Raw genomic sequence first — 16,827 nt, forward strand, 5'->3', positions numbered from 1 at the left:
GCCGACTCGACTGGACGTCTGTGGCGGACTGTCACGACCGCGAAACGCGTCCGGAGACCGCGTGGTTGTGGGAGGCCCTGGCGCACTGGACGGCGGAGCACGGCGACCCCGAGACCGCATGCCAGCCGCTGAACGGGACGGTCGGGAAGTGGTTCGGCGTCGGCGCGTCCGCCATGACGGCATGGCGCAAAGGCGAGTTGTGGAACCTCGAATGGTTCGCCATCGTGCGCGCCCGGGTCGGCTGCGACCCGGCCACCTGTGATTCGCCGTACGCGGACGAGGACGAGCTGAGCAGGAAACTCGAACGCGCGGATCAGGAGGAGAAGGCACACCGGCGGTCCGTCCTGGCGTCCTCCCGCCTCCCCTCGCCCCGCACCGGCACGCTCAACGCCCGGCTCACCGGGATGCCTGCCCGGCCTGCCCGGGCCACGGCCCCTTCCGTCCCGTCCGACGAGGACGAGATCCGCGTGGCCCTCCGCAAGGTCGACCTGGCCGACCGGCGGACCGTGCGCGCCTGGGAGGCCGTCGTACCCCTGCTGGACGACCGCGGTCGGGCCGGCGTTCACCTGCGTGACGTGTACGTCACACGCAAGGCCCAGAAGGTGCTCGTCAAGGGTCTGAGGAACCAGTCGGTCAACCGTGGCTCACAGGGCAGCGCCGTGCTCGGCGAGCCGGGCACCGGCAAGAGCTGCGTACTGTGGGGGGTGCGGGAGGAACTGCGCGAAGCGGGGTGGACGGTCGTGGCCGTCTCGGCGGCCGCCCTGCTCGGCACTCCGGACCACCCGGCGGATCTGAAGCTCAGGGAGCTGGTGGCAGCCCTTGAGGCAAAGCAGTCCGCCGTGCGGGCACAGCAGGGATCCGGCCGCGTCGCCCTGTTGCTGGACACCGCGGATCTATTGCTCCACGACGACACGGACGAGGGACGGGACCGGCTGGTGGCTCTGGTCCGGCGCGCCCGCGCGCTGGGCGTGGCCGTCGCCATCGCGTGCCGGTCGGTGGAGGCACGCAGACTGGAGGAGCGCGAGCCGGCGGGCACCGAGGCACTGCTGATCAAGGAGCACCTCGAGGGCTACGACGACGGCCGCACCGCAGCGAGCGCCGTGCAGCACGTCGGCGCCCCATGGGAGCCGGACTCCGAACTCGACCGTGCCGTGGAGGCCTACCTGCGGGTCTTCTGCCGCGACCCCGGCCTGCCGAGCCCACGCGAGGGAGGCGGACTTCACGGACGGAGTCCCGGGGAGCCGCTGGCGCAGCGGATGCGTTCCACGCTCGTGTACGCGGCGGCCCGAGGACTGCCGCTCGGACAACTGATCCGGCACCCCCTGTCCCTGCGCATGCTGTTCGACGTCTACGCCCCGGCCGGGCCACGCGACAGGGACCTCGACGTCACCGACCTCTTCCGGGAGTACTGGGCGGCTCGTGTGACCGAGGACGTCCGCCACGCCGTGTTCGGCGACGAGCCGACGGACGAAGAGGCCGGGTGGAACCTGTCGGAGGAGGTACGGGTACTGGGCCTGGCGATGCTCCGCGAGGGCAAACCGGAACTGCGCCACGCTGACGCGGTGACCGCTCTTGTCGCCCATGCGGCGCTCAGGCGGCGGCGCGCCGAGCGGGCGGTGTCCGTGCTGTTGCGCCGGGGCGTGCTGCGCAAGGTGGAGGGCGGTCGCATCGCCTTCCACCACCAGGCGTTCGCCGAGCACGCGGCCGGTCAGGCCTTGCGGGCCGCCGAGCGCGGGCTCGTCGCAACGGCCGACCGCGTCACCGACCACCCGGACGACCTGCTCCTCGCGGAGGCCGCCCGGCACGCCTTTCACCTCGCGGACCGTGAGGGTGCGGCGGGCTGGTACAGCGCGCTGGACAAGCTGATGTGCCACGATCACGCGGCCACCCGCCTCACTGCGCTGCGCATTCACGCCGGCCTGCGCCACCCGCCGCAGGACGCGGTGCGCGCGGCCGTCGAGACGCTGCGGAACGCCGATCCCTGGCAGACCACGTCGTACATGACGGTGCTCACCGGCACGAGCAATCCGGCGCCGGCGGCCTGGCCGCGCACCCTGCGCGCCATCTGGGAACGCGAGGACCGCCAGGACCGACGCCGGGTCCTCATCGCCGTCACCCACCTCGCGTACCAGCAGCCCGACGAGGTCGCGACCTTCCTCTCCGCCTCGCGCCTGCTCGGCTTCGAGGAGCGGGAACTGCTCGACTGCCTTCCGCTCGGCCGGGACCTGACCCTTCTCCTGCTGGGTCTCCACACGGCGTCGCCGGAGAAGTGCGCGACCGCGCTCACCAAGCTGCTGAACGCCGCGGTCGCCTTTCGCAACAGGCCGGCCCTGCTGCACACCCTGGCGGCGCTGTCCCACCTCGCCGCCGAGGACCCCACCCGGTACGGCAAGCACATCGCGAAGCTGCCGGAACTCCTCGACGGACTTCAGGAGAAGGCGTGGCAGGCGAGCCTCGACAAGCTCCTCCCGGTGGCGGCCGCCGCCTGGGCGGCCGGCTTGCGGACGGCCACCGTTCCGGAGATCGAGGAGGCTGTCGGACGTGTGGTGGAGGACCTGTCGGCCGGTCCCCCCGGCCCGTCCGCCGCCCTGCGCCTGCGTGCCCTGGCCGAGGTGCTCGCCACTCGGCCCTCCCGACCGGTCCAGCGCTTCCTGAAACTACTCGCCGGCGCCGCCGGCTCACCCGAGTCGGCCGAGCACATCGCCAAGTATCTGCTGGCGCCCCTGCTGTCCCAGGAGTCGGCCAGGCAGGGCGTCACCGCCGCCCGCGACTGGTGCCGGCGGCACCTGAGACCCACCGAGACACTGGACGTCGAACAAGGCACGACGGGTGTGATCGCCAAGGCCCTCGACAGGGACAAGGTGCCCCTGCCGGCCGAGACCATCGCCGCCTGCCTGTGGCAGCCCCGGGACCCGGACCGCTTGTCCGATTCCAGCCTCCGGCGCTGGCTGAGCGACCCGTGGCCGCACTCCCTCACGGTGGCGGCCGCGGCGGGCCGACACCCCGTCGCCGAGCGCGCCCTCGCCCTCCACGTCACCACCGCCCCGCCCGCCACCGACGGCTACGCGGTACGGCTGCGGGAGGCCCTCGGCCGCCGTGCCGCGGACCAGCCCGACCGCCTGCTCGGCCCGCTCCACGAGGACGCTGTCCGCAGCGGTGACTTGACCGGCCTCAAGCGGCTGGCCCTGCTCGGCCCCGAGATGCTGACCGGCGTCCTGGAGGATCCCGGTCACCGGGAGACGCTGATCGCGATCGGCAAGACCCTCCAGGAGTCCCCCGTCGGCCTCAAGACCATCGGGCTCAGACTGGAAATGCTGGCGGTCACCCAGGGCGGCCTCCTCCCGGTGACCGTCGACGAGTCGCTCGCGTGGCTGACGGCCACACGCAACGGGGAGATCCACAAGACGGTCCTGATGGGCATCGGCGAACAGCTGCACCGGCAGGCGGTGTTGTGGCGCGGGCAGGACCCGCTGGCCAGGCTGGAACCCGTCCTGCGGGCCGTGGAAGAACGGGGTGGGGAGGCGAAGAAGACGGCCGGTCCGCCGTACGATCACCACGGCCGCCAGTTCATGCTGGCGGCCAATGAGGCGTATCTGCTGAGGATCGCCCTGCATGCTCACTTCGACGACATCGAGTCTCGCCCGGTGGCCGAAATCCTCGCGCCACTGGAGAAGTTGGTCTTCGCGGATCTCCCGGTCCACCTCCCGGAGGGTGACGGGGAAATCGCCCTGCCCGCGTGGCGCCGCCGCTTCGAGCACCTGCCTCACCTGTGCTGCCGCCTCGCCGCCGCCGGCCATCGCGACGCGGCCCGCGCACTCCTGGACCGCGTCCTCGACTTCACCAACGGGGTGCACCCTTCCGGCAAGGGCAACTGGCGGGAGCGCCTGGCCGACGACTGGCGGTTCTACCTGCGGGTGGTAAGCCTCGAGGACCGTGAGCGCCTGACAGACACGATTCTCGGCTTCGCCCGGAAGGACATCTTCTTCGCCCGGCAGTTGGTGGAGGTGGCGGCCCAGAGCCTCGGCGACATATCGCCGGAGCTGTACGCGTTGATGCGCGACGAGGCGACCCCGGCGGCGCTCATGCCGGCTCTGCGCAGTACGGCGTCCTGGGCAGGCCGTGCGGGGCATGGCGGGCAGTGGACGGAGGTCTTCGCGGAGGTGGCGTGAGAGGCGGTCGCCCGCACGGGCGCCGTCGTGCCGTTTCCCGCTCGTACGCCACTCGGCTGCCCGGCGGTTCCGACCGTCGTCCGGATCCCTGGGGGCCCGCTGCCGTCAGGGGCCCGAAGCGGCCCCCAGGGGTTCCAGTTCACTGCTCGCACGCCTGGCACGTCGTCCCGTGAGGTGGGTGGGCCGTCATGCGCGCCGTCGGGCCCACATCGGGGTGACGAACGCGATGAGGACGGCTGCGATGCCGATCTGGAAGATGTGGCGGATCCAGTCGATACCGCCGGTGTCGCGCACGCCGATTGCGGTGGCGAGCGCGTTGCCGGCGACGGCCCCGATGATGCCCATGATGACCGTCAGCCACAGGGGTATGGGCTGACGTCCGGGAATGACGAGCTTGGCCAGCAGGCCGATGATGAGTCCGGCGATGATCGCCCAGAGGAACGACACGACAACTCCTTCCGTTTGCTGCCCTTTCGGGCATCACACGTGTGCCCACGGAAGGCCGTCATAAGCGGGGTCGGGAGGAGAACTCCGCCGCGGTGGCGGCCGGATGCTGTCCGCCACCGGAGTGAAGTGGCGGTCCCGCATGAGGTCGCCGGTTCGGGCGTGGCAGGTATCCCTGCTGGGTGGCGAGCCGCCGGAGGGCTGGACGGCGCCGGCCGCGGCCCCCGGCCTCAGAACGACAAGGAGTGGAGAACCCATGGGACACGGCGGAAACGTCATCCAGGAACTGACCACGGATCACCGCGAGGTGGACGACCTCTTCGCGCAGATCGAAGCGCTGCCCGGGGCCGACGAGCGGCGACGTGAACTGGCGGACCGGCTCACGATGGAGCTGATCCGGCACTCGGTGGCCGAGGAGGAGTACCTGTACCCGGCGGTGCGACGGTACGTCGACGGGGGAGACGATCTCGCCGACAAGGAGATCGCCGACCACGGCGAAGTCGAGCGCATGCTCAAGGAACTCGAAGACTGCCGGCCCGGCGACGGGCGTTTCGACACGCTGATCCTGCGGCTGAAGAACGCCGTCACCGCCCATGTCAGCGACGAGGAGAACCGGCTCTTCCCGATGCTGGCCGACGTCTGCTCCGCCGATGCCCTGACGAAGCTCGGTGAGGAGGTCCGCTCGGCCAAGGAGCACGCGCCCACCCGCCCGCACCCCTCCGCGCCGGACACCCCACCCGCCAACAAACTCCTCGCGCCCGGCACCGGCATGGTCGACCGCCTGCGCGACATGCTCACCGGGCGCGGAAAACAGGACTGACAACCCGGACTGACGCGCGCGGGCCCCGCCCGGCCACGGGCGGGGCCCGGTTCGGCCCGACGCGGTCGATCAGCCGCCGCCGGCCCGCCGAAGGCGGCGCCGGACGGTGGCTCGCCCGGCGTGTGGGCGAGACGGGCGGGCATCCGTGTAGTGCCGGCGCCACGAGGAACAAGCACGCGGCCGGCTGGGTACTGGACGGCACCGCACGGGAGGAGCGGCCGGTCCCGGCACGGTCGAGCTCCAGACCGTCGCGGACCCCGCCGCCTGCCGCAGCCTCACCGCGTTGCTGCGGCGCCGGGGCGGCGGTGACCGGCTCCTTGCCTACTGGGAGCGGCGGGCCTGGCACGACGTGAACGGTGACGACGTCAACGCGTACCTCAGGGAAATCGCCGGCCTGGAGATCACCGCCAAGGACTTCCGAACCTGGCACGCCACCGTCATGGCCGCTGTGGCACTGGCCGTCTCCCACCCCGTGGCGCGCAGTGAGACCGCCCGGCGCCGTGCCATCGCCCGGGCCACGCGCGAAGTGGCCGGGTACCTCGGCAACACGCCCGCGGTCTGCCGGGCTTCCTACATCAACCCGCGGGTGATCGAGCTGTACGAGGAGGGCGTGACGGTCGCCGCCGTGCTGCCCCACCTCGGCGACGAGGGCGCATACGGCATCCCGGCCACGCATGGACCCGCCGAACGGGCCGTGCTGCGCATGCTCCGGAGCGGACGCCCTCCGGAGATCGAGTGACAGGAACAGTAGAAATGATTTTACCGGCGAGCGACAGCTCGGAGGTGAGGCAGCGGGCCGGCTGATCGCTGCGGACAGGCAGGGCGCCCACGCCTTTCGACTGGTGGAACCGGTTGAGGAGTTGTGGGCGGCCTATCGCGCTCGGATGCCGGAGCTGGTGCGGTGCGATCCGAGAGTGCTCGACGGCCTGTGACAACTGCGGCTCCGGCTGGCCGCCGAACGGTGCGGTCTGATGCCGGCCGGCGGGGGATGGATGATCGGCGACAATCCCGGGCACGACATCGCGGGTGGTCGCGCTGCCGGGCTGCGGACGATGTGGGTCGGCGGACAGGACCGTTGGCCCGGCGGCGGGTTGCGGGCCGACCGGACGGTCGTGGACGCGGCGGCTGCGATCGGTCTTCTGCTGGACGGGGCTCCGGGCGCACCACTCCGATAGCATGTTCGATCGCGTGACGATCACACTCATCACAACTAACAAATCGACTAAAACAATTGATACCTATAACAACGCGGATTTTCTCGCGCATAAGACGCCGAATCACGCTCGCCGCATGGCCTCGACCGCGCACGATGCTGTGGGCCACGGCAGGTCTGGTGACCCTCGGCTTCCTCGTCGCGCTGGAGATCGCGGCGCGCCGCTACGGGATGCCCGGGCCGATCACCAGCCAGGTGCAAGAGGTGATCGTCGCTCCCAAGTCCGGCTTCCTGCTGTACGCCTGCATGGCGCTGACGATGGTGGTGCTCACCCGGCGGCAACGGTACGTCGCGCTCGGCGCCGCGATCGGCATCGACGCCGTCTTCCTCGTGGTGCGATGGGCGGTCGGCGCCGATCTGACCGACGGCCATCCCTTCGGCAACGGCGCGTTGTGGGTGATTCTGGGCTGCGCGGTCATCGCCGTCACGCGCCGCACCGGCCAGGAACGTGTTCTGCTGCTGAAGGGTGTCGGGCTGGGTCTGCTGCTGCTGGCCGGCCGCAAGACCGGTGACACCTGGCTGCTCATCACCTCGAAGACCCGCCCGATGGTGCTCGACCCGTACCTGGCGGTCGCCGACCACGCGCTGGGCAACCCGTCGTGGCTGGTGGGCCGGATCGTCACGGCCACCGGCCCGGTCGGTGCCCGCGCCCTCGACTACGTCTACGCCCAACTGGCGGTGGCCGCGGTCGTCGTCGCGCTGTACCAGCTCCGTCACGTGGCGGCCGAGCGGCGCTTCCCGCGCCATCATCTGGTGCGCACCTTCCTGGTCATCGGCGTCCTCGGGCCGGGCATCTACATGATCTTCCCGGTCGTCGGCCCGATCTTCGCCTACGGCGCCGACGGCGGACACTGGGCGGTGGCCAACCTGTGGCCGGACCTGCCACCGCCGATCAGCGCCGCTCCGCACGAGATACCGTTCGACGAGATCACCCCCCGCAACTGCATGCCCAGCCTGCACACGGCCTGGGCCACCGCCATCTTCATCCATTCCCGCAGGGGCCCACGCGTGCTGCGGTACGCGGGCACGTTCTGGCTGATCGCCACGCTCACCGCGACGCTCGGATTCGGCTACCACTACGGCGTGGACCTCGTGGCCGGTGTGGTGTTCACGCTCACGATCGAGGCCGCCCTGCGCTCGCTCGAACGCGGCTGGGACCGGTCGGGAGTCCAGCTCGTCACCTACGGAGTGGCCGTCTTCGCCGCGCTCTTGGCGTCCTATCGCTATCTGCCGATGGAGATGGCCGAACGTCCGTGGCTGTTCGGGCCGCTGCTCATCCTGGCGATGGCCTCGGTGATCTACGGCTACGTACGGACCACCGGTCGGTGGGAACGGAAGGCCGTGCCGGCACCGCAGTCGGAACCGGAACACGAACTGGTCAGCGGGTGAGCAGGACCGTCAGGGCGCTCACTCCGCCCGCGCAGGCCAGGACGGCGCAGGCGCAGGCGGCGTGGCGGCGGAGCAGGGTGTGCCGGAGGGCGGCGTAGCGGCTCTCGTACTCCTGACGCAGTTCCCCGGCCCGCCGGACGGTGCTGTGCAGCAGCTCACGGGTGACGTCGAGGCGCCGGCGGACGTAGTGGCCGATGAGTTCCTCGGCTTGGGCCGTGGTCAGCCACGGCATGCGTGCGCAGAGGTCCTCGGCTTCGCGTCGCGCCTGGTCGCGATGGGCGTGCGCGAGGAGGTAGCCCTCGGCCTCGTCGGCCAGCGCGTGCCGCGCATCGTCGTACGGAGCCTCGTGGCCGCCGGGTCTCACGGCCGTTCGCCCTTGTGCCCGCCGGGCTCGACGACATCGCGTTTGCCGGTGTTCTCCGCCTCGTCCAGCTGGGCCACGTCGGGATGGTGCAGGTCGAAGGCGGGGGATTCGGAGCGGATGCGCGGCAGGGTGACGAAGTTGTGCCGCGGAGGCGGACACGAGGTCGCCCACTCCAGGGAACGCCCGTATCCCCAGGGGTCGTCGACCTCGACCCGCTTGCCCTCCTGGGCGGTCTTCCACACGTTGTACAGGAACGGCAGCGTGGACAGGCCCAGCAGGAACGCGCCGATCGACGAGACGGTGTTCAGCCAGGTGAAGCCGTCCGCCGCGAGGTAGTCGGCGTACCGGCGGGGCATGCCCTCGGCGCCCAGCCAGTGCTGCACCAGGAACGTGGTGTGGAAGCCGGTGAACAGCGTCCAGAAGTGGATCTTCTCGAGGCGTTCGTCCAGCATCGTGCCGGTCATCTTCGGCCACCAGAAGCTGAAGCCGCCGAACATCGCGAACACGATCGTGCCGAAGAGCACGTAGTGGAAATGCGCGACCACGAAGTAGGAGTCGGTCACGTGCCAGTCCAGGGGCGGCGAGCCGAGGATGACGCCGGTCAGACCGCCGAAGAGGAACGTGACCAGGAACCCGGCCGCCCAGAGCATCGGCGGCTCGAAGGACAGCGAGCCCCTCCACATCGTGCCGATCCAGTTGAAGAACTTCACCCCTGTCGGCACGGCGATCAGATACGTCATGAAGGAGAAGAACGGCAGCAGCACCGCTCCCGTCGCGAACATGTGGTGCGCCCACACCGTCACGGACAGACCGGCGATGGCGAGCGTGGCGCCGATCAGCCCCGTGTATCCGAAGATCGGCTTGCGCGCGAAGACGGGGATGATCTCGGTGATCACGCCGAAGAACGGCAGGGCCAGGATGTACACCTCGGGGTGGCCGAAGAACCAGAACAGGTGCTGCCAGAGGACGGCGCCGCCGTTCTCCGCGTTGAACACCTGCGCCCCGAAGCGGCGGTCGGCCTCCAGCACCAGCAGCGCGGCGGCCAGCACCGGGAACGCCAGCAGCACCAGCACCGAGGTGAGCAGCACGTTCCAGGTGAAGATCGGCATCCGGAACATGGTCATGCCGGGCGCGCGCATGCAGATGATCGTGGTGATGAAGTTGACGGAGCCGAGGATGGTCCCGAACCCGGAGAGGGCCAGGCCCATGATCCACAGGTCCCCGCCGACCTGGGGAGTGCGCTCCCCGCCGCTGAGCGGGGTGTAGGCGGTCCAGCCGAAGTCGGCGGCGCCCTGCGGGGTGAGCAGACTGCCGAGCACGATCACGCCGCCGAAGAGGAACAGCCAGTACGAGAGCATGTTCAGCCGGGGGAAGGCCACGTCCGGGGAACCGATCTGCAACGGCATGACCGCGTTGGCGAACCCGGCGAACGTCGGCGTCGCGAACAGCAGCAGCATGATCGTGCCGTGCATGGTGAACGCCTGGTTGTACTGCTCGTTGGACAGCCACTGGATGCCCGGCCGGGCCAGCTCGGCCCGGATGGCCATCGCCAGCGCCCCGGCGATCAGGAAGAAGACGAACGACGTGATCAGGTACAGGTGCCCGATCTTCTTGTGGTCCGTCGTCGTCAGCCAGGAGACGATCACCTGGCCCGGGCCGCGGCGTTCCGCCGCCGGTACCGGAGCAACCGGTTCGGTATGTGTCGCCATGAGCCCCTCGATCGGCAGTGCGTGTCCAACTCGGCGGAAAGCTAGTCCCGCTGATGCGGCACAGCCGCCTGAAGTGGGGCTTCCTTGGGCCGAACGGCCGAGCGATCCACGCGAACGAGTGGTGTTCCGGCGATGCCGGTACGGTGTGCGAGCTTTCGGCCCCAGGCCTGGCTCGGCGCTTCGATGTAACGGTGGGTCAGCAGACACAAGGGCAGGAGCACGGCGAGGAACGCCGCTTCCAGGACGGGATGGTCCTGTCGCCGCCGGCCGATCGTGTGGTCGAACACGGCCAGCAGGAGCGGATGCAGCAGGTAGACCGAGTAGCTGAGCGTTCCCAGCCCGGTCAGCAGACGCGGGATGCGCCGGCGGCGGCACGCCAGTCCGGCTCCGAAGGTGAGCACGGCCAGCAGAAACGCCGTGATCCAGCCGCGTCGCGTGAAGTGGGAGACGTCGCCGTGCCAGTACGCGCTGCCCACGGCGCAGGCGACCACGACGGCACCTGCGCGGGCCGTGCGCCGCCAGGTGCTCCCACCGTGCTCGGCCCGGTGGACGGCGGTGCCGAGGAACATCACGGCGAGGATCACCAGGCCCTCCCAGAGGGGGACCGTGCCGTTGAAGGGGATCAGGGCGAGTGCCGCCACGCCGCCCAGCACGCCCCCGAACATCCGCAGCACGGATGACGTGGCACTCGCACAGCAGATGGCGACCGCCATGGCGACCGAGGTGACGGCGACCAGCGGGCCGGTGCCGACCATGTCCGAGAGGGCGGAGACCGGCAGCACCACCCCTGCCGCCACGCTCACGGCGGCGGCCACGGCCAGCGTGACGGCGACCGCCGCCGACCGCTGGTGCAGGCGGACCGTGAAGAGAGCGACGACCAGCAGGTAGAAGGCCATCTCGTACGAGAGGGTCCACAGGACGAGCAGGAGACTGGGTGTCCCCAGCAACTCCTGGAGCATGGTCACGTGGGCGACAGCCACGGTCACGGCGCCCTGCCGGCCGAAGTCGGGCAGCTCCGCGATGCCCAGGACGCCGGCGACGAGGGCCGCCGCGACGACGGCCGCCCACAGGGGGTACACGCGGAAGAGCCGTCCGAACCAGAACGCCCGGACGCACCCCCGGCGCTCCAGCGACGCGGGCACGATATAGCCGCTCACCAGGAAGAACACCATGATGCCGTAACGGCTGGTGTTGAACTCCGGCATCAGCTCCCGCCGGAACTCCGGCATGAAGGTGTACGACGAGTGGTCGAACACCACGACGAGTGCCGCGATGCCGCGCAACGCGTCCAGCCAGCCCAGCCGCGACGTCACCGACGCCGACCGCTTCGGACGTCAGACAGGGAGACCTTCCTCGGAACGCAGGGTTCCGCCTCGCGCTTGGTCGCGTAGAGCTCGACCGCGCGGGGCCGGGAGTCGCCCCGGGTGTTCTCGAAGGCCAGCACATTGCCCCGGCGCAGGGTGACGTCCCAGCCGGCCTTCGCGGGGATCAGGGGGCGGCCATGTATGTCGGTCACCGGCGAGACCTTGCTGCGCTCGCAGACGTAGCCGGCAGGGAGCAGGACGATGCTCACCTCGATGCCCCACGGACGGACTCTCCTGGCGAGTTCCTGCTGGGCGGCGACACCGATGCTCGGCTCGATCACGGTGAGCTTGACGCTGTCGTCTCCCACCGGCTCCATCGCGTATGCCTTCGAGTCGCCCGGTGAACCGGGCACGACCACAGTGGCGAGCCAGGCTGCCGCGCAGGCCGCCGCGACGACCGCGATCCGTCCGGGAGCGAGGAAACGGCCGAGGCGAGCCTTCGCCTCGTGCTCGCCCGTGACGTCAGCCGACCCGGTCTCGGCGCTCTCGCGCAGCCGGATCTCCTGCTTCAGCTCGTCGAGAAGACGGTCCTCGAACGTCGCCCTCATGCTCGGGCACCTCCCCTTGCGACGTGCAACAGCGACGGATCCGGGGTCCCCGCCCCCGGGGGACTCGCGGGCCTTGCCTGTGGTGCCGCGGGATCGGTCTCCGGTGTCCTGACGTCCGCCTTGTCCCGCAGCGCCTTGCGCGCCCGGTGCAGCCGGACCCGGGCCGTGACCTGGCGGATGCCCAGTGCGGCCGCCGCCTCCGTGACCGTGAGCTGGTCGACCGCGATCAGCTCCATGACGGCCCGCTCGCCCTCGGGAAGGCTCGCCAGCGCGGCCAGGGCGCGTCGTCCCGGGCTCTCCGCGTCGAGTCTGTCCTCGATACGGGCGATGTCGTCGGCCTCCAGCAACCGCCGCCCGGAGAACCGCAGATCGCGTTCCGCCTCGCGGGCCACCCGGCGGCGCTCCGACGACACGACGTTGCGGGCGATGCCGTACAGCCACGCCGTCTCGCTGCCGAGGCGGGGCCGATAGGAGTGGGCCGAGTCGAGTACGGCGAGGAAGATCTCCGCCGTCAGGTCGGCAGCGGTGTGCGGATCGTCGACACGCCGGGCCACGAAACGCATGACCGCGTCCACGTGGCGCCGGTAGAACTCCTCGAAGAGCCGCGGGTCACGTACCGCCGCGGCGGGCCCGCCCCGTAACCGTTCCGCGCCATCCACAAACGACTCCTTCTCGTCGGAGGCTCCCCGGTCCTCCTCGGAGGTGTACCGGAGTCCCGTAAAGGGCACTTCACTTGTTCTTGGGCCCGGGCGCGAGAAGCGTTACAGAGGGGAGCCGTGTGAGCCGGGCGAGGTGAGCGTCCAGGGGTTGCACACGCCCCGGCAGGGCCTCGCGCAGGGCGTCGGGGCGCGTGGGTCAGCCCGTCGGCTGCTCGTCCCCGCGCCCGGGCCGGCCCGCTTGCCGTACCTGGTGGAGGACGACTCCCGCGAAGGCAGCCGACACGGCGGCACAGACGAGCAGGGCGATCCACTGGTCCGCCAGGAGGTTCGTCGTGCCGTCGGGGTAGGTGCAGGTGATGGACGGCGGGAAGACGGTCCTGTCGACGTCCAGGATCTCGATCCTGGTCAGTGTGGTTTCCGGGGGGAGTGTCTTCGCGTACAGGCACTGGTCGTTGAGGTCGCCGCGGGAGAGGTCCAGCGCGGGGTCGATGCCGGCGACCCAGATCGCGACGGCCACCATCGGCGACCAGATCGCGCCGGCCCGTGCGGCGAGGGAGGCGCGTGACCGCCTCCTGAGCAGGACGACGGAGAGGGCCACGGCCGTAACCGCGAGACCCGCCCACATGAGCCAGCTGCTCAGCGCGGTGGGGTGCGACGGCCCGTACGACGTCGAGTCGGACCAGTGGCAGGCGACGTCGGGAGGGAACGGATCCACGGTCACGCGCACCAGCGGGAAGTCGTTGTCGAGGGTCCCCCAGCCGCACACCGACACGGGGGCGGTGAAGGCGAACCCGTAGGCCACGGCCCCGGCGTAACCGAGCGCCGTCGCCCACAGGCCGATCACGGTCCAGCGGACCTCCCGGGACGGACCGCGGCTCGACGTCCACACCTTGTAGGGAATCAGCCCGATCAGGAGCAGGCAGACCGTGAGGACCTGCGTGCCCAACGGCAGCATTCCGCCTCCCTCAACCGCGCGCGTCCGGGAGACCGGCCCGTCGCGGTTCCCCACGCGGGGACGATCAAAGGGAGGTGGTCGGTTGCACCGAAGTATGGCCGAGTACCGTCCGCCGCACGCCTCGGCCGGTCGGCCGGAGACGGTCTAGGCGTCAGCGCTGTCCAGGTCGGCGGCGAGTTCGTCGTGCCAGTGGAGGGAGAAGCGCTGCTCGAGGATCGTCGCCGCGGCGGCCGGGAGGGGGAGGTCGAGGAACTCGCGCAGTGCGTGGGCCGCCCGGTCGCGTGCGATCCACGCGGTGAGGTCCTCGTGGGACACGGGGCCGGTGTCGCCGTCCCGTAGCAGCTCACGGGTCGCGTGGACCTCCGCGGCCAGGGTGCGCATGCGCACGCCGAGGGGGCCGTCCTGGTCGCTGTCGACGGGCAGGCCGCGGTGGATCCGGTCGAGGGCCTCGGCCACCTCCGGATAGGTGTCGAGGTGCGTCTCCGCTGCCAGGCGCGCCAGTTGGGCCCCGATGGCGGCGCGCAGGCGCTGCGGCGGCGTGCGCTCCACGAGCCCGGCCAGGTCCAGGTGCCGTACGCGCTCCGGGAGTCCGCACCCCGACGCGGGGAGGTCGTCCAGGAGGGGCAGCAGCAGGGCACTGGCCAGCTCCGCCGGACCCTCCTCGTCCGGGTCGTAGACGATGCCGAAGTCCTGTCGCAGCACGGAAAGGAAGCGGGTGTACGCGGCGGTCGAGCCGGGCCAGAGATCCACGCCGAGGCGCCGCTCCCCCGGTCCGCCGGCGGTGTTGCCCTTCCGCGGCGACATGACGCGCCGGGTCTCCTCCTCAGAACACGGCACGCCGTCCTCGGCGAAGGTGAGGAGGACCTCCGGGCCCTGTCTGGTCAGGACCACCACACGCGTGCCGGCGGACAGGGCGCGCAGCACCTCCGGCCGGGCGAACTGCGCGGCGCCGCCCTCCAGCGTGGCGTACGCCCATCGGCCCGCCTCGCCCGCACGCACCAGGGGCCGTTGCGCCGCCCACGCGGACTCCGCCGCCCGCTGGGCCTGGCGGCGGTCGCGCGGCCGCACGGTGTCGGGGATCGCGCCGAGCCTGCGCAGCATCTCGGCCGGGGTCAGGCCGGCGGCGAACGCGACGTCCGGCTGGTCCGGGAGCGGTGCGGGACGCGGGCGGCCGGTGCGGACGAAGAAGAGCCGCTGCGTCCCTTCCTGCCGGGGTGGCGGCGGGGCGCTCCCGGCCAAGTTCGTGAAGACCGGGCGCTGGAGGGCCGGCGGGTCCGACTCCGGCTCGGCGAGCGCGGCGGCCCGTGCCAGCGTGGAGACCGCGTCGGCGGGCACGGTCCGCTCCTCCTCCCACAGCAGCTTTCCGGCCACGGCGAGGGGGAGGCGGCCGAGGAACGGGAGGGTGCCCTCCAGGGCGTCCGCGAGGTCGGCCAGGACATGACGCAGCGAGGGCCAGTGCGCGAAGGAGGCCATGCTCTCGTCGAAGCGGCGGCCCACCTGTCCGTGGCGGGGTCCGGGACGGCAGGCGATGAAAAGGCCGTCCGAGGGCCGCCGGCCGATGCCCAGGGTGATGGGCAGGCTCTCTTCACCCATCCCGAGGCTCTGGAGGAAGGTCGTGTTCCGCACGATGTCCGCGACACCGCACAGCGGTCCGTAGTACGACAACTGAACTGCGTCTTCGTCGGGTTCCACGCCGTCGTGGCACCGCAGCGAGGCCACGAGGTCCGGGTGGAACGGCACGCCGAGCGTGCGCTCCGCTTCCTCGATGCCGCCCTGCGGTGCGGGTGGACGCAGGGTGGCGCGGGTGAGGGGAGCGTGCCGGGTCAGCCAGGCGTCGACGCGGTCCCAGGACTCCTCGACGGCGGGGATGCTCATGGCAGCGGACCCTACGCCGGGCCACTGACAGCGCCTGGGCCCTTCCTGACGCGGCAGCGTCGTAATCTCGCCGAATTCGTGTGCGGGTGTACGGCGAGGTGAGCGATGAGGCAAGCGGCGGAAGAATGGTGGTGAGGGCCTGGCGAGGTTCCAGGGCAGGTTCGGCGAAACGAGCCGCCAGGCACGCTCCGCAACCGCGACCGCTGTCTTCGGACCGGCGCGAGCGAGCCGAAACGGAGGATCGACGCATGGCCACTCCGCTCACCGCCGCCCGGCTCGTCGCCGCACTGAAGGCCGAGGGCTGCGCCGTTCACGAGGTCGGCGGATGGCGCACCAACAACCGTAATCACAAGGGCCCGTGGGGCCCCGTGCACGGCGTGATGATCCATCACACCGTCACCGGGCCCGGCACGGACGTCGTCGGGCTGATCTACCGCGGCCACAGCGCCCTGCCCGGTCCGCTCGCCACCGGATGCATCACCAAGGACGGCGTCGTCCACCTGACCGGCAACGGCCGGGCCAACCACGCCGGCGGCGGCGACGGTGACGTGCTCAATGCCGTCATCGGCGAGTCGTACGGCACGTACCCGCCCGCGACGCACGAGCACGACGGCTCGGCCGGCGCCGTCGACGGCAACGCCCGTTTCTACGGCTGGGAGTGCGAGAACAAGGGCGACGGCAAGGACCCGTGGCCGAGTGTCCAGTACATCGCCATCGTCAAGGCAACCGCCGCGATCTGCCGCGCGCACGGCTGGGGCGCCAAGAGCGCGATCGGTCACCTGGAGTGGAGCGACTGGAAGGTCGATCCGCGCGGATTCGACATGGCCGACTTCCGCCGTGACGTCGCCGACGCCCTGGCCCTCCCGGTGGGCCTGTGGGAAGGAGAGGACCCCATGCCCCAGTACGTCAACCTCGGTGTCCCCGAGGGGTATCGGCTCGCGCCCGGTGCCTGGGACTCGGTCGAGTTCACCACGGAGTGGGCCGACGAGACCGGCGACCACGCCACCGGCGGGAGCGTCTTCGCCCGTGGCCCGGCCCGTTTCAGCGGGAGCGTCAGCCTCCACATCGACGGGCTGCCGGCGGGTGCGGTCGTCCAGGCGCGCATGTCGGAGTACCAGGGCGACCAGCACCGCGCGGACCACCCGATCCACGAGATCGTCGGGACCGGCGGCGGCACCTTCGCGGTCGTACCCCTGACGAAGCGGCTACCGTCGGGCCGGAGCATGCGGGTACGGCTGCTGAACCAGGCCGCCGCCCCGGTGACCGTGGCGAGCGCGGTGCTGACCGTGCTGGTGTGGAAGGAGACCTGAGCCCCGGG

General features: G+C 71.1%; 13 protein-coding genes and 1 pseudogene. 6 read left to right on the forward strand and 8 right to left on the reverse strand.

Annotated elements, in window-relative coordinates:
• Positions 1-20: 20 nt before the first annotated feature.
• Positions 21-4,169, forward strand: coding sequence for an ATP-binding protein (locus tag CP976_RS32480; RefSeq protein ID WP_150483495.1), 4,149 nt, complete (start codon positions 21-23; stop codon positions 4,167-4,169).
• 186 nt (positions 4,170-4,355) lie between these two features.
• Here the strand turns inward: CP976_RS32480 and CP976_RS32485 are convergent, their stop codons facing one another.
• On the reverse strand, positions 4,356-4,616 hold the full coding sequence (locus CP976_RS32485) for a GlsB/YeaQ/YmgE family stress response membrane protein (protein WP_150483496.1): 261 nt from the start codon (positions 4,614-4,616) through the stop codon (positions 4,356-4,358).
• A gap of 253 nt (positions 4,617-4,869) precedes the next feature.
• Here CP976_RS32485 and CP976_RS32490 point away from each other — a divergent pair, with 253 nt between their 5' ends.
• The 4 genes and pseudogenes from CP976_RS32490 (at position 4,870) to CP976_RS32505 (ending at position 8,035) form a co-directional block, all read left to right on the forward strand.
• Positions 4,870-5,433: a hemerythrin domain-containing protein gene (locus CP976_RS32490; protein WP_150483497.1), complete on the forward strand. Its 564-nt coding sequence runs from the start codon at positions 4,870-4,872 to the stop codon at positions 5,431-5,433.
• A gap of 241 nt (positions 5,434-5,674) precedes the next feature.
• Positions 5,675-6,172: pseudogene (locus CP976_RS32495) on the forward strand (DNA topoisomerase IB); the annotation flags it as partial.
• A 208-nt stretch (positions 6,173-6,380) separates the two neighbouring features.
• Positions 6,381-6,608, forward strand: coding sequence for an HAD hydrolase-like protein (locus tag CP976_RS44720; RefSeq protein ID WP_359031563.1), 228 nt, complete (start codon positions 6,381-6,383; stop codon positions 6,606-6,608).
• 134 nt (positions 6,609-6,742) lie between these two features.
• A complete protein-coding gene (locus CP976_RS32505) occupies positions 6,743-8,035 on the forward strand; it encodes a phosphatase PAP2 family protein (protein WP_150483498.1) in 1,293 nt (430 codons plus the stop codon).
• On the opposite strand, the gene CP976_RS32510 is transcribed toward CP976_RS32505, so the two are convergent.
• The 7 genes from CP976_RS32510 to CP976_RS32540 form a co-directional block, all read right to left on the reverse strand.
• Positions 8,025-8,399, reverse strand: coding sequence for a hypothetical protein (locus CP976_RS32510; RefSeq protein WP_190146837.1), 375 nt, complete (start codon positions 8,397-8,399; stop codon positions 8,025-8,027). The two genes, CP976_RS32505 and CP976_RS32510, sit on opposite strands and share 11 nt — an antisense overlap.
• A complete protein-coding gene (gene ctaD, locus CP976_RS32515; protein ID WP_190146836.1) occupies positions 8,396-10,108 on the reverse strand; it encodes an aa3-type cytochrome oxidase subunit I in 1,713 nt (570 codons plus the stop codon). The genes CP976_RS32510 and ctaD overlap by 4 nt, the downstream gene beginning before the upstream one ends.
• A gap of 41 nt (positions 10,109-10,149) precedes the next feature.
• Positions 10,150-11,421, reverse strand: coding sequence for an acyltransferase family protein (locus CP976_RS32520; RefSeq protein WP_229875320.1), 1,272 nt, complete (start codon positions 11,419-11,421; stop codon positions 10,150-10,152).
• The gene (locus CP976_RS32525) at positions 11,418-12,020 is read right to left on the reverse strand and encodes a hypothetical protein (protein ID WP_150483499.1); all 603 of its coding nucleotides are present in this window, start codon (positions 12,018-12,020) and stop codon (positions 11,418-11,420) included. Before CP976_RS32525 ends, CP976_RS32520 begins: the two co-directional genes overlap by 4 nt.
• Positions 12,017-12,679 carry an RNA polymerase sigma factor gene (locus CP976_RS32530; RefSeq protein WP_150483500.1) on the reverse strand — a complete coding sequence of 221 codons (663 nt, stop codon included), beginning with the start codon at positions 12,677-12,679 and terminating at the stop codon, positions 12,017-12,019. Before CP976_RS32530 ends, CP976_RS32525 begins: the two co-directional genes overlap by 4 nt.
• A gap of 196 nt (positions 12,680-12,875) precedes the next feature.
• A complete protein-coding gene (locus CP976_RS32535) occupies positions 12,876-13,634 on the reverse strand; it encodes a hypothetical protein (protein ID WP_150483501.1) in 759 nt (252 codons plus the stop codon).
• Between the two features lie 144 nt (positions 13,635-13,778).
• The gene (locus tag CP976_RS32540) at positions 13,779-15,509 is read right to left on the reverse strand and encodes a hypothetical protein (protein ID WP_150483502.1); all 1,731 of its coding nucleotides are present in this window, start codon (positions 15,507-15,509) and stop codon (positions 13,779-13,781) included.
• Between the two features lie 248 nt (positions 15,510-15,757).
• Between CP976_RS32540 and CP976_RS32545 the strand changes: the two genes are divergently transcribed.
• Entirely contained in the window at positions 15,758-16,819 is a 1,062-nt protein-coding gene (locus tag CP976_RS32545; protein WP_150483503.1) for a peptidoglycan recognition protein family protein, read from the forward strand.
• Positions 16,820-16,827 lie beyond the last annotated feature (8 nt).

The organism is Streptomyces coeruleorubidus, from assembly GCF_008705135.1.
GTDB classification, from domain to species: Bacteria; Actinomycetota; Actinomycetes; order Streptomycetales; family Streptomycetaceae; genus Streptomyces; species Streptomyces coeruleofuscus.

Excerpts from the sequence above, each read along its gene's own strand:
- CP976_RS32490 (WP_150483497.1), top strand. The coding sequence starts at position 4,870 with ATGGGACACGGCGGAAACGTCATCCAGGAACTGACCACGGATCACCGC.
- CP976_RS32505 (WP_150483498.1), top strand. The coding sequence starts at position 6,743 with ATGCTGTGGGCCACGGCAGGTCTGGTGACCCTCGGCTTCCTCGTCGCG.
- ctaD (WP_190146836.1), bottom strand. The coding sequence starts at position 10,108 with ATGGCGACACATACCGAACCGGTTGCTCCGGTACCGGCGGCGGAACGC.
- CP976_RS32525 (WP_150483499.1), bottom strand. The coding sequence starts at position 12,020 with ATGAGGGCGACGTTCGAGGACCGTCTTCTCGACGAGCTGAAGCAGGAG.
- CP976_RS32535 (WP_150483501.1), bottom strand. The coding sequence starts at position 13,634 with ATGCTGCCGTTGGGCACGCAGGTCCTCACGGTCTGCCTGCTCCTGATC.
- CP976_RS32540 (WP_150483502.1), bottom strand. The coding sequence starts at position 15,509 with ATGAGCATCCCCGCCGTCGAGGAGTCCTGGGACCGCGTCGACGCCTGG.
- CP976_RS32545 (WP_150483503.1), top strand. The coding sequence starts at position 15,758 with ATGGCCACTCCGCTCACCGCCGCCCGGCTCGTCGCCGCACTGAAGGCC.